Annotated in this window: 12 protein-coding genes; all 12 read left to right on the forward strand. The window is 52.4% G+C overall.

All coding sequences use genetic code 11. The annotated features are described in order from the left end of the window. Positions 1–298: 298 nt before the first annotated feature. From AC3Y23_RS19270 to AC3Y23_RS19325, 12 genes are read left to right on the forward strand one after another with little or no spacing between them, the layout of a single operon-like run. Positions 299–1,039 carry a YveK family protein gene (locus AC3Y23_RS19270; protein ID WP_379201939.1) on the forward strand — a complete coding sequence of 247 codons (741 nt, stop codon included), beginning with the start codon at positions 299–301 and terminating at the stop codon, positions 1,037–1,039. Beyond that, entirely contained in the window at positions 1,023–1,664 is a 642-nt protein-coding gene (locus tag AC3Y23_RS19275; protein ID WP_379201941.1) for a CpsD/CapB family tyrosine-protein kinase, read from the forward strand. Before AC3Y23_RS19270 ends, AC3Y23_RS19275 begins: the two co-directional genes overlap by 17 nt. Before the next feature lie 42 nt (positions 1,665–1,706). Continuing rightward, positions 1,707–2,597, forward strand: coding sequence for a UTP--glucose-1-phosphate uridylyltransferase GalU (gene galU / locus AC3Y23_RS19280; RefSeq protein ID WP_379201943.1), 891 nt, complete (start codon positions 1,707–1,709; stop codon positions 2,595–2,597). A 56-nt stretch (positions 2,598–2,653) separates the two neighbouring features. Further along, on the forward strand, positions 2,654–3,346 hold the full coding sequence (locus AC3Y23_RS19285) for a sugar transferase (RefSeq protein ID WP_379202413.1): 693 nt from the start codon (positions 2,654–2,656) through the stop codon (positions 3,344–3,346). A gap of 25 nt (positions 3,347–3,371) precedes the next feature. Then, on the forward strand, positions 3,372–4,307 hold the full coding sequence (locus AC3Y23_RS19290; protein WP_379201946.1) for a glycosyltransferase: 936 nt from the start codon (positions 3,372–3,374) through the stop codon (positions 4,305–4,307). Positions 4,308–4,317: 10 nt separating this feature from the next. Beyond that, positions 4,318–5,631, forward strand: coding sequence for an O-antigen ligase family protein (locus tag AC3Y23_RS19295; protein WP_379201948.1), 1,314 nt, complete (start codon positions 4,318–4,320; stop codon positions 5,629–5,631). Between the two features lie 28 nt (positions 5,632–5,659). Continuing rightward, positions 5,660–6,439, forward strand: a complete 780-nt coding sequence (locus AC3Y23_RS19300; RefSeq protein ID WP_379201950.1) for a WecB/TagA/CpsF family glycosyltransferase — start codon at positions 5,660–5,662, stop codon at positions 6,437–6,439. Then, entirely contained in the window at positions 6,436–7,932 is a 1,497-nt protein-coding gene (locus AC3Y23_RS19305; RefSeq protein ID WP_379201952.1) for an O-antigen ligase family protein, read from the forward strand. Before AC3Y23_RS19300 ends, AC3Y23_RS19305 begins: the two co-directional genes overlap by 4 nt. After that, on the forward strand, positions 7,895–9,283 hold the full coding sequence (locus AC3Y23_RS19310) for a lipopolysaccharide biosynthesis protein (RefSeq protein WP_379201954.1): 1,389 nt from the start codon (positions 7,895–7,897) through the stop codon (positions 9,281–9,283). The genes AC3Y23_RS19305 and AC3Y23_RS19310 overlap by 38 nt, the downstream gene beginning before the upstream one ends. Before the next feature lie 39 nt (positions 9,284–9,322). Continuing rightward, positions 9,323–10,225, forward strand: coding sequence for a glycosyltransferase family 2 protein (locus AC3Y23_RS19315; RefSeq protein WP_379201956.1), 903 nt, complete (start codon positions 9,323–9,325; stop codon positions 10,223–10,225). Beyond that, positions 10,212–11,405, forward strand: coding sequence for a glycosyltransferase family 4 protein (locus AC3Y23_RS19320; RefSeq protein ID WP_379201958.1), 1,194 nt, complete (start codon positions 10,212–10,214; stop codon positions 11,403–11,405). The genes AC3Y23_RS19315 and AC3Y23_RS19320 overlap by 14 nt, the downstream gene beginning before the upstream one ends. Then, positions 11,399–12,544, forward strand: coding sequence for a glycosyltransferase family 4 protein (locus AC3Y23_RS19325; RefSeq protein ID WP_379201961.1), 1,146 nt, complete (start codon positions 11,399–11,401; stop codon positions 12,542–12,544). Before AC3Y23_RS19320 ends, AC3Y23_RS19325 begins: the two co-directional genes overlap by 7 nt. The last annotated feature ends 13 nt before the right edge of the window (positions 12,545–12,557 follow it).

Raw genomic sequence — 12,557 nt, forward strand, 5'->3', positions numbered from 1 at the left:
GCATCCCGCTTCAGGCGGGATTGCTAGAAGAACACGGACACCGGGTCCGTGTTTTTTTTATGCCTACAAAGCGTAGCATCATAAGCTGAACAATTTCTGAACAGTGGTTTATTTTAGCGATATGGCACTAAAGTATACCACTCCCCCCTCTAAAGGTGTATACAACCTTATCCGAAAGTGAAGCGGAAAGTAAAGATATGGCCCATGTGGGGACAAGAAGTGATCGGTAGAATAAAAGTAAGTTAACTGAAAATTTCATGGATGCTTTCAAAGCATTTTATGCGGAAGGAGGGTTACTGTGGAAAAGACGATTCTGGACTATATTCACTTGATCAAGAAAAGGTTATGGCTGATTACGGTATTTGTATTGATCTCCTGTGCCACAACACTCTACGTTAGCAAGAACTTCGTTGTACCCGTCTACTCCGCCTCCGGACAGTTGCTTGTTAACAACATTGCAAATGTGCCCGCAGGTAGCAATCTCAACGAGTTGAACTTCAGTCTCAATCTCATCGAGAGCTACAAGGAGATCATCAAATCTCCAACGATCCTGAAGGAGGTTGTGGCGGACCATCCTGAATTCGGCCTGACGCAAGAGAAGCTGAGAAAGAAGCTGGAGATCAAATCATCGGACAAAAGCCAGGTGATTAATCTCAGTGTGGAGGATGAGAACTACACCAAAGCTGCCGGCATCGTAAATGCTGTGTCGCAGACCTTCATCCACAGCCTGCCATCACTGATGAAGCTGGATAATGTGACGCTTCTGACACCAGCTGATCCGGCCAACAAGCCAATTGCAGCGAATGCAGGATTCCTGATGAATATTGTCATCAGCTTTGTCGTTTCGCTCATGGCAGCGCTCGGCATCATTCTCCTTATGGAGACGCTGAACAGCACGCTCCGCTCGGAGAAGGAAGCAGAGATTGAGATTGGTCTTCCGGTCATCGCCAGCATCCCGGCCATTCGCAAGCGCGATCTGACCAAGGGTGTCGGCGTCAATGAGAAAGTAGGGGAGGGCACCTATGCTGCCGCTAAATAGCAGTTTGATTGCAGACGTTAATCCTTCTTCACATATTTCGGAATCATTCCGTTCACTACGCACCTATATCCGACAGCTTGGATTACTGCACCAAAACGGTGGCCAAGTGCTGCTCTTTACCTCGGCAGAGAGGGGCGAAGGCAAGACAACAATTCTGTCGAACCTCGCGGTATCCTTTGTGCAGGATGGCAAGAAAGTGGCAGTGGTCGACTGTAATCTACGAAATCCGGGACTTCATACCGTATTCGGGGTAGACGGCGGCGAAGGGCTCGCGGCTTATCTCGATGGGCTGAAGGAAGCGGATGAGATTCCTGTTCTGGGGAAGCTCGATAATCTTACTGTCATCCCGGCAGGGTACGCCGTAGTTAGTCCACCAGATCTGTTGGGCAGTGATAAGCTGGCCGCATTGCTGAAGGTGCTAAAAGACAGTCATGATCTCATTCTGGTAGATTCGCCCCCAGCCGTTGCGTACAGTGACGCCCGCATTCTGGCACCCCAGGCAGATGGAGTGATCCTTGTCGCCAAGTATGGAAAGACCAAGCGTGATTCATTACGCAAGTTGAAGGCGCTGCTGGAGCAGACTGGCTCCAAGATTCTCGGTATTACCATGAACCAGAGTAAATAACGATACATTCAGGCTATCCAAACTTTTAGGAGGTAGAGTGCGATGAAAAAGGTGAAAAAAGTAATTATCCCTGCAGCAGGTCTGGGTACGCGCTTTCTTCCTGCCACGAAGGCCATGCCTAAGGAGATGCTTCCCATTATTAATAAGCCCACGATTCAGTACATCGTGGAGGAAGCCATTGCCTCCGGCATTGAGGACATCATCATTGTTACCGGTAAAGGGAAGAGAGCCATTGAAGATCATTTTGACAATGCATTTGAACTGGAGTCCCGCCTGCTGGAGGACGGTAAGCTGGAGCTGCTGAAGGAGGTTCAGCGTTCTGCCAAGGTGGAGATACATTATATCCGCCAAAAGGAACCGAAGGGCCTGGGCCATGCGGTGTGGTGTGCCAGACGTTTCATTGGTGACGAGCCCTTTGGTGTAATGCTAGGCGATGATATTGTCACTGGCAGAACTCCATGTTTGAAGCAACTGATTGACCAGTATGAAGAGACGCAGAATTCGGTAATCGGCGTGCAGGAAATTGCGGAAGAATTAACGAGCCGCTACGGGATTATCGAGCCTGATTTCCAGGATGGGCAGCTGTATCGGGTGAACAACTTTGTAGAGAAGCCACCGCTGGGCACCGCCCCTTCTAATCTGGCGATTATGGGTCGTTACGTGTTTACACCGAAGATTTTCAAGTACCTGGATCTGCAGGAAACAGGTGCTGGTGGCGAGATTCAATTGACGGATGCCATTCAGAAGCTGAACCAGAGTGAGCGCGTGTACGCGTATAACTTCGACGGTACAAGATATGATGTTGGCGAACGGCTTGGGTATATATTGACTACCTTGGAATTCGCGCTACAAAACGAGGATCTGCGCTACCCCGTGATGGATGCCATGGCGGAATGGCTTAGCAAAGCCGGACAGACCACCCTGACAGGATAAGCCGAACCCGCCGGAATGATCCGGCGGAGCTAACAAAATTCTGAACATGAGGAGTGTTGAGCATGCAAAAACTGCCGGAAGACTATGACTACGTCCTGCCGAAACTTTACATGCTGCATGCCAAGGAGGAAGCGAAAGATTCCGATTCCTATCTGGTTATGAAACGGGTGATCGATATCGTCGGTTCTGCCCTTGGCCTTCTCGTCTTGCTGCCGCTGTTCCTGGTAGTGGCTGCTATGATCAAGCTGGAAGACCCCAAGGGGAAAGTATTCTTCCGGCAGTACCGTGTAGGCAAGCACGAAAAGCAGTTTCCAATGTACAAATTCAGATCCATGGTATCTAACGCCGAGGAGTTGAAGGAGAAACTGCTGGCCTATAACGAGGTAAGCGGAGCGATGTTCAAGATCAAGAACGATCCGCGGATCACACGGACAGGAAGATTCCTGCGCAAGACGAGCATCGATGAACTGCCGCAGCTGTGGAACGTGCTGCTAGGCCATATGAGCCTGGTAGGTCCCCGTCCGCCGCTCCCGGAAGAAGTGGCGCAGTATACGGAATATGACAAACAGCGCCTTACCGTCACACCGGGCTGCACAGGTTACTGGCAAGTCAATGCCCGCAACAGTGTCGGCTTCGACGAGATGGTGCAGCTTGATTTGACTTATATTCATATCCGCAGCACGATGCTGGATTTGAAAATTATCTTGAAGACCGGCCTCATGCTACTGGGGTCCAAAGACGCTTATTAATCTTGTGGAAATTAGGTGAATGCCGATGCGTAAACACGGAGTCGCTCCCAAGATTTCCATCATCATTTGCACATATAACCGGGCTGCTCTACTGATCAAGACCCTCCATTCTCTGGTACCGCTGGAGAATCTGGAGCAAGCAGAGATCATCGTGGTGGATAACCGCTCAAAGGATGATACGGCGTCCCTGGTCAGGACGTTTATCGAAGATTACAGGACAGAGATGGATATTCGCTACATTTTCGAACCGATGCAAGGGTTGTCAGCTGCTCGAAATACAGGAATACTGGCCTCCAAATCCTCCCTCATTGCTTTTCTGGACGATGATGCTATTCCATGCCGGGCGTGGATTACAACGATTGTATCCACCTTTGAGGAACGGCCGGAAGTAATGGCCATGGGAGGTAAAATTGCTCCGATCTTCGAGACAGACCGGCCGGACTGGCTAATCAAGCCGTTCGAGCTACCTTACACCATTGTCGATCTCGGCAACAGGATGAAGGAGTATCCGGGCCGCCTGCATCCCTGCGGAGCCAATATGGCTATGCGTAAGACAGTCTTTGATATCAGTCTGTTTCCACTGGATCTGGGCCGCAAGGGTGAATCCCTGTTGTCCGGTGAGGAGACCTGGTTGTTCGGGCAAATTCAGCGTCAAAGGCATAAGATCCTGTACCATCCGGACATGGCGGTGGACCATTTTGTGCCGAAGAGTCGTTTGACCGAGGACTGGATTCTGAAACGCTATTATAGCCAGGGCATTTCCAATGCGATGAAAAGCGAAAGCTTGAAGGACCGGGTGGTTCTGCTGGGAACAACAGCCGCGAAAGTGCTGTACATCATGGTGGATTCGGTTCTTTCCCGGGGCCGGGGAAGACGACTTTTGAACAAGTGCAGACTGGAGAGCATCCGGGGAACCCTGCACATGATCTGGAATCGGAAGAGAGAATCCGCAGCGGGGTGAGGGGAAGGACATGACTAATTTTGGATGGGGCTTCAAAGCAGGCGCTGTGCCGTATGGGATGCTCTATCTCATCTCCGCCCTGCTTTTGGGAACAGTGGTAATCTACCAGCCGGTGCTTGCAGCCGCAGTTGTACTGCTGATTATTCTGCTGGGAATCTCGATCGCGCGTCCGGAATGGATCAGCTATTTTGTACTGCTGACAACAGCAATCTCTGTCAACTTTCTGTATGAGGGTAGCCTGTTCGGGATAGAGATTCTGTCGCTCTACAAGCTGGCCATTCTGGCTTTGCTAGTGCCGTGTATTCTGGTGAATGGTCTGCGCTTCAAGCTGAGTCAGCCCTTATGGGCCTTACTCGCACTGGTGTTCATTACCTTCGGGTTCTCGATCTGGTTGCCGCAGATGACCTCATCCATCGCTGTCAAGGCGTTTATCGGTCTGTCGCTTCCCTTTGTGTTTCTATTGATCAACTGGAAAAAGGAAGTCGCCGAGCAGCAGATTCGTATCATTTGCCTGCTGCCGCTGGTCAGCTTGCTGGCCGGAGCGCTGCTGCAAGCTGCACATCTACATTCCTTCTTTGATGTTGAATTCACAGGAGCGGTGCGGGTGCAGGGTGCCAACATTCCTTCGCATCTGGCGATGTTGGCCTTTCTGGGAGTCGCCATCCCGTTTATTGAGATCAAACGCTGTCCGCAGCGTGCCAAGTTCTTTTACACCCTGCTAGGTCTGAACTTCTTCATTCTGATCGGAACAGGAACACGGGGGCCGATTCTGGCCCTGGGCCTTATGGTCCTTTACTACTTCTACGATATTCTGAAGCAATATTTGAAAGGGAAAACCCTGTACCTGATTCCGCTGCTCTGTTCGTTCCTCCTGATCTTTGCCGCTGTATATATGCAGCTCGACAATCTCAAGAAGCGTTCTTTTGAACGGACGACGGAGACAGGAGTGGATCTGTCAGGGCGGACAGAGGCCTGGACCTATTTTCTGAACAAGGCGGAGGATTCCCCTTGGGCAGGAAGAGGACTGGGAGCAGTGACAGTGGCGAATGACGGTTCTTTGTACAAAGGCTTTGTCGTTCCTCACAACGAGTACATCCGGTTTTATTTTGATGGCGGGTATATCGGCGTCAGCCTGTTGATGCTCTCCTTATTGGCTGTATTTCTTCTGGTTTACAGAGCTTTGGCACCGCCGGTCAAACCGTACTATGTGTTTTTTATTGCAGCGTTTCTGATCTATTCGTTCTCCGACAACACGCTGTCGACGGTCCAATTCATTATCCCGTTCTGTTGGTACCTGAACTGCCTGTATCGATCTTCACGGTAGGCCGATCCCCACAAAAAGAAGTGATACGATGAATCAAGTAAATATGTTCGATGTCAATTTTGATAATTATGATTTCATGGATCTGCTCGATTACATTGACAAGACGATCCAGGAACGGAGTCAATCCTACATCCTGACCTGCAATGTCGATCATGTGATCAAGCTGCGCAAGGACAAGGAATTTCAGAATGTGTACTCAGAGGCGGGTGCGGTGGTAGCAGATGGAATGCCGCTTATCTGGGCTTCGAAAATGCTCGGCAAGCCGCTTAAGCAGAAGGTGTCGGGCGCAGATTTGTTCAGTCGGCTGGGCAATGCCTTTGAGCAGCGGAAATACCGGCTGTTCCTGCTCGGCTCTGCCGAAGGTGTGCCGGAGAAAGCGATCCGTAACCTGAAGGCGGCTTATCCTGGCATGAATATTGTCGGTTCTTACTCTCCTTCCTATGGCTTTGAGCATAACGAGGAAGAGAATGAGCGAATTGTGAGAATGCTGACCGAGAGCCGCCCGGATATTGTGTTCGTCGGGGTAGGCGCACCCAAGCAGGAAAAGTGGATCTATCGCCATTACACCTCTTATCAGGCACCGATCTCGATCGGTGTGGGTGCAACCTTCGATTTTCTCTCCGGTTCGGTGAAACGGGCACCCAGCTTTATGCAGCGCACGGGCCTTGAATGGTTCTGGCGTCTGAGCCAGGAGCCAAGGCGGCTGTGGAAAAGATATCTGGTCGATGATGCACAGTTTTTGGTCCTGCTCCTTAAGGAGCTGCGGAAGCGAGGTAAGGTTAAGGGAGGCAGGGGGAGACAAACATGATGAGCCGGAATGAGAATAGCCTAATCCTGCCTTCACTGGCGACCTTAAAGACGGCCGGGAACACCTGGGCACTAGCTGCTATCTGCCTTGTGCTTCCACTGGTCATTGGCTTTGCCAGTGCCAAGCTGAGTCCCACCAGCAGCTTGCAGGGAGCGATTCTGGCGGGCATATTATTCCCGGCCTTCCTCCTGGCACTGTTGAAGCCACGTCTGCTATTAGCCTACACGCTGCTAATCTGGGCAGTCGCCCCGGAGCTGCGGCGGATCTCTGACTGGTCGGAAGGTGTGTATAACTCCGTATCCCTGCTAAGTCTGGCCCCGCTGCTGACAGGGGCGACACTGGCCATTCCGGTATTGCGGGAGGTTCACAAGATTCGCAAGCCATCCGCACGGATCATTCTCCTGTTCGGAACCGCGCTGATTTACGGAACCTTGATTGGACTCGCGAAGAACGGTATGGGTTCAGTCTATGATCTGGCCAACTACCTGATCCCGCTGATGCTGATTCCTTACTTTGCAGTCATGCGTTTCACCGCTAAGGACATCGACCGACTGTTGTACGACTACGCGAATATAGCTGTCCTGGTCTCGATTTACGGGATCGTGCAGTATTTGGTAGTTCCGCCATGGGATGCCTTCTGGATGAATCACGCCGAGATGATCTCGATCGGGTTTCCGGTTCCGCTGGAAATCAGGGTTTTCTCCACACTGAATTCTCCCGGTCCGGCTGCAGCTTTTCTCGTCTTCGCACTGGTGCCGATGATCCTGGAGAAACGCTGGCAGGGAACATTCCGCTGGGTCGGCGTCATGCTCGTCGTAGTATGCCTACTGACGACATTGGTCCGTGCAGCCTGGCTGGTTCTGCTGGTCATGCTACTCGTCTACATTGCATCTTCTCCTTCCAAGGGGAAATGGAAGACCTTGCTCCAGCTAATCTTCGTCGCCGCAGCGCTCTTCTGGATTGTTCCCAAGCTTCCCGGTGCAGAAGGGCTGGTGGCACGGATGGAGACCCTAGGCTCTGTTCAGGAAGACCATTCCTATAATGAGCGCCTTGACCTCTGGCAGCGTATGGTTCCAATGGTTGCTTCTAATCCGGTAGGGCAGGGAATCGGCAGTGTAGGGCAAGGAACGAAGATCGGCAATGGCGGTGAGCTAGGTGAGTACGGCAACATGGACAACGGCTTTATTGCCTTGCTGCTGACCTTTGGTGCATTGGGTGGACTGTTTTTCTTCTGGGCACTAGGAGCGGTACTGAAGCAGATTATTGCCAGGGTGGCCAGCAGGGACAGCCTGCAACCGTACGCCCGGCTGTCCCTGGCGGCTTGGATGGGAGCCATCGCCTCGCTGATGTCTGATAACGGGTTCCCAGGACTCAAGGGATACCTGATCTGGATGCTGATTGGCCTTGGCCTCAGCGGCAAAGAGATGATAGAGAGCAGAAAGAAGGGAGCACCACATGCAGCAGCAATTGAACGCAAAATCACTTCCGACTAGCTCGATATGGTCCTCCGTCCGGCAGTTCATCAAGAGCAATGACAATAGCTCGGCTGCTGTGAAAACCATGTTCGTCAGCATTCTGATCCTGGTGCTGAACATGCTGACGGGTGTACTAACCGCCCGCTATCTTGGCCCGTCAGGCCGCGGGGAGCAGACTGCGATGGTGAACTGGTCGCAATTTCTCGCGTTCAGCATGAGCTTCGGCATTCCATCGGCATTGATCTACAATGCCAAGAAGAACCCGGAAGATGCTGGCATCCTGTACCGAATGTCACTGCTGATCGGACTTTGTTTTGGCGCAGCTGCAACAGTGGTTGGTGTTGTGGTGCTGCCCTACTGGCTGAAATCCTTCAGCCCGGAAGTAGTCCATTTCGCACAATGGTCCATGCTTCTGTGTCCACTGATTGTGATCTCGCAGATCAACAATGCGACGTTCCAGTTCAGAGGCGACTATAAGCGCTTCAACTGGATGCGGTATCTGGTTCCACTGCTCACCCTGGTGATGATCGGAATTCTGATCTTCACGGATACCATCAGTCCCTTTACTACAGCAGCGGCTTATCTGTTGCCGGCTGTACCGATCTACATCTTTATTACGATCTCGCTGCTTCGTGCCTACAAGGTGAAGATGAGAGATGCTTACCTGAACTTCAAGCGATTGTTCACCTATGGGATGGGTTCATACGGTAACGATCTGCTGGGTCAGTTCTCGTACTATATTGACCAAATTATCATTGCTGGTCTGCTGCGACCAGCAGATCTGGGGTTGTATGCGGTGGCGGTCAGCCTGTCGAGAATGGTTAATTTCTTCTCGACCTCGATTACGATCGTGCTGTTCCCCAAAGCATCCGAGCTGTCCAAGGATGAAGCTATCGCGCTGACATTCAGGGCCTTCCGCATCAGCACAACGTTCACCCTTTTGGCGTCGCTGTTCTTGATGCTTGTAGCCCCGATCGTGATTCCGCTATTGTACGGCAAGGACTTCAATACAGCGCTAACCGTGTTCCGCTTGCTGCTGTTGGAAGTTACGCTCAGCGGTGGCATTCTGATTCTTGCACAGGCGTTCATGGCGCTGGGCAAACCGAAATTCGTTTCCATTCTTCAAGGCGTAGGTTTGGCGCTGGTGATTCCCCTGCTGTTCATCCTGGTGCCGCGGTTCGGATTGTTCGGTGCCGGTGCGGCAATGCTTTCGTCGGCTGTATTGCGGTTTGGCTTCATCATTCTGAATATCCGCTACAGCCTGAAGGTCAAGATTCCGCGGCTGCTGATTAATAGGCAGGATATCCGCTGGATGAAGACGACGATGAATTCCTACATTCGCAAGAAACCTGCGGATGCCCAAAGTTAAGGGCAAGAGAACTTAAGTAATAGAAGGAGGAACCCCCCCATGGATTCAGTGACAAGCGTGCTTGGCAGACCGGGCAGTTACCCGATTTCGGCTGTCATTATCGCTCAGGACGACGAAACTCGCATATCCAAGGCCATTCTGTCCTGCAGACTTTTTGCCGACGAGGTTGTAGTCATCGACGGAGGCAGCAAAGACGGAACAGTAGGGCTTGCCGAGAGCCTGAATTGCCGGGTGTTCGTTAATCCATGGCCCGGATACGCGAAGCAAAGAGAATTCGGAGTGGAACGCGCCGTCCATGACTGGGTCTTTCTTATTGATACCGATGAAGTGGTCAGCGACGAACTGGCTGCCGATATTCTTGAACGCAAGCCCGGGTTATCCGATCCCGGCGTGGCCTATTCGTTATACCGCATCGGGGATTTCCTGGGTCGATGGCTAGATCGCGGGGAGCGCTTGGTGCGGCTATACAATCGCACACAATATGGCATCCGCAACAGCCTGGTCCATGAAATGCCGGATGTGTCCGAGAAGGATACCGTCCGCTTAAAAGGAACTTTGTGGCATCAGGGCTTCCGCAGCATTAATGACCATGTGGCCCGGTTCAACAAGTATACCGACCTTGAGGCGCAAAGCGCCCATGACAGCGGCAAGCCGTTTCGGATCAGCCATTTGCTGCTGAGACCTCCGGCGCGTTTTCTGCAGAAATATTTTATACATGGACTGTTCAAGAAGGGAATGGCGGGTTTCGCCGTATCCGTATTTTGGGTGATGTATGAATTCATGGTTGCCTTCAAGCATTACGAATTAAAGAACGCAAAAAAGCTGGCAAAGCATAATGAGCTGGCACAGAATCAAACACTGGTCGAGGTCCAGGCGCAGATTCAGGCTCAGACCCAGGCAGAGAAAGATAAGAAGGGGGAGAGAAGTTATGCCGTACAATGACGGATTGAACATTATGACAACAGGCCTTAGCTGGCCGTCATTACAGCCTGGTGGACTTAATACGTACTTCAAATCCATCTGTGAGCAGCTCTCCTCTCGCAACCGGGTGCATGCCCTGATATGCAGTCAGGAAACACCGCAGGTTGAGGGTCAGCTCATTATTCACAATGCCGGTGATCCCAAGGACAGTATATGGAAGCGTAGGGATGCATTCCAACGCAAGGCAGCGGAACTGATGGGTAGCGGCAGCGGAAGAGTGGATGTGCTGTACTCCCATTTTGCACCCTATGGTCTCGGTCCAGCAATTGAGGCGAAGAAACGCGGCATTCCGGTAATCATGACCTTCCACGGTCCGTGGAATGAAGAGATGAAGATCGAAGGCCGGGGCATCAAGCACCGGGTCAAAACGACACTCGCCAAATCCATCGAACGCAAAGCCTATAAGCTCGCAGATAAATTCATCGTGCTGAGCGAGACGTTCCGTGACATTCTGCATGAACTGCACGGGGTTCCGCTTCATAAAATCGTCATCATCCCCGGAGCAGCCAATGTGGAGCGATTCCATCCGCCGACCAATAAGCTGGCGATCCGCCGGGCGCTGAACCTGCCGGAGGGTGCTACTACGGTGCTTACCGTGCGCAGGCTGGTGAACCGGATGGGGCTGCTGCAGCTGCTGGATGCCTGGAAGCAGGTCTCGGCGCGCTTTCCGAACGCAATACTGCTGATCGGCGGCAAGGGGCCGCTGCGCGGAGAGCTGGAAGAGAAAATAGCTGACTATGGACTGAACAACAAGGTTCGTCTGCTTGGCTATATTCCCGATCAGGACCTGGCTGCCTATTACCAAGCTGCCGATATGTTCGTGGTGCCCTCGCAGGCGCTGGAGGGCTTCGGTCTGATCACCGTCGAGGCGCTGGCCACCGGACTACCGGTCATGGCGACCCCGATCGGCGGCAATCGGGAAATTCTGCAGGGCTTCCGGCCAGAGCTGCTGTTCAAGAGTCCGTCCAGTGAGCATATGGCGGAAGGCATCATCCACATGCTGGGGAATCGCAAGCTGCTCCCGAGCCGGGAGGAGTGCCGGGAACATGCGCTAGAGAAATACACGTGGGAGCATGTGGCGGATGAGGTTGAATCCATCTTCCAGCAAGCGATCGAAAAGGATGTGGCAGCAGGATGCTAAAAGTTGCTTACATCGACCATACCGCCAAGTGGAGCGGTGGTGAAGTCGCGCTGTTCAACATCCTTACGAATATCGGTGGACAGATTGAGCCGCTGGTGATTCTGGCGGAAGAAGGAACCTTGGCCGATCGGCTGCGGGAAAAGGGAATTGATGTGCGGATAATTCCGCTCGATGAGAGCATTCGTACAAGGGGCCGCAATGCAGTGAATCTGGGTGCTCCGGCCGCCGCGCTGGGTCTGTTGACTTATGGACGCAAGCTGGCACCGATCCTGAAGCAGGAGAAGGTGGACTGCGTGCATACCAATTCGCTGAAGTCGGCACTGTATGGAGCCATCGCCGCCAAGAAGGCGAAAATCCCGCTGATCTGGCATATCCGTGATCATATCGGTACTCCATATTTGAAGCCAGTGGTTGCCAAAGCCATCCGGTTGCTGTCACGTCTGCTCCCGAACGGCGTTATCGCGAACTCTCACTCCACCCTCAGCGCTTTGGAGTTGCCGAAATCGAAGAAGACGCTGGTGGTCTACTCGGCCTTTGCCAAAGCCATCGGCAGCGGGATCGGAATCGGTCGCAAGGATGTCAAGGATTTCAATGTTCTGCTGGTTGGTCGGCTGGCGCACTGGAAAGGTCAGCACATTGTGCTAGAAGCTGCGAAGGCGTTCAAACACGACGAGCGGGTGAAGTTCTGGCTGGCGGGCGATGCGCTGTTCGGTGAAGCGGAATATAAGAATGAGCTGATTACGACCATCGAGCGCGAGAAGCTGTCCAATGTGAGCCTGTTAGGTCATGTAGAGGATATTCAGGGCCTCATGGCCAAAGCGGATTTATTGATTCACACCTCGGTGACCCCTGAGCCATTCGGCCAAGTTATTGTCGAAGGCATGGCAGCAGGCCTGCCGGTAATTGCCTCCAATGAAGGCGGTCCGGTGGAGATCGTAGTTCCAGGTCAGACGGGGTTGTTAATTCAGCCCGGAGATCCGGTCGTTCTGGCCGAGGCCATTACCTGGATGCTGAATCATCCGGATGAAAGACGAGTGATGGCGGAACACGGCATGAAGCGTGTGAAGGAGCATTTTGTGATCGAGAACACGGTGAAGGATATTGTAGATTACTACAAAGGTCTAGTCGCAGGCACCTGACACCCCTGATCAA

The organism is Paenibacillus sp. MAHUQ-45 (assembly GCF_058133325.1).

What these genes read in the sequence shown, in the direction of transcription:
- AC3Y23_RS19305 (WP_379201952.1), top strand. Translation starts at nt 6,436, where the DNA reads ATGATGAGCCGGAATGAGAATAGCCTAATCCTGCCTTCACTGGCGACC.
- AC3Y23_RS19320 (WP_379201958.1), top strand. Translation starts at nt 10,212, where the DNA reads ATGCCGTACAATGACGGATTGAACATTATGACAACAGGCCTTAGCTGG.
- AC3Y23_RS19290 (WP_379201946.1), top strand. Translation starts at nt 3,372, where the DNA reads ATGCGTAAACACGGAGTCGCTCCCAAGATTTCCATCATCATTTGCACA.
- AC3Y23_RS19310 (WP_379201954.1), top strand. Translation starts at nt 7,895, where the DNA reads ATGCAGCAGCAATTGAACGCAAAATCACTTCCGACTAGCTCGATATGG.
- AC3Y23_RS19315 (WP_379201956.1), top strand. Translation starts at nt 9,323, where the DNA reads ATGGATTCAGTGACAAGCGTGCTTGGCAGACCGGGCAGTTACCCGATT.
- AC3Y23_RS19325 (WP_379201961.1), top strand. Translation starts at nt 11,399, where the DNA reads ATGCTAAAAGTTGCTTACATCGACCATACCGCCAAGTGGAGCGGTGGT.
- AC3Y23_RS19275 (WP_379201941.1), top strand. Translation starts at nt 1,023, where the DNA reads ATGCTGCCGCTAAATAGCAGTTTGATTGCAGACGTTAATCCTTCTTCA.
- galU (WP_379201943.1), top strand. Translation starts at nt 1,707, where the DNA reads ATGAAAAAGGTGAAAAAAGTAATTATCCCTGCAGCAGGTCTGGGTACG.
- AC3Y23_RS19295 (WP_379201948.1), top strand. Translation starts at nt 4,318, where the DNA reads ATGACTAATTTTGGATGGGGCTTCAAAGCAGGCGCTGTGCCGTATGGG.
- AC3Y23_RS19300 (WP_379201950.1), top strand. Translation starts at nt 5,660, where the DNA reads ATGAATCAAGTAAATATGTTCGATGTCAATTTTGATAATTATGATTTC.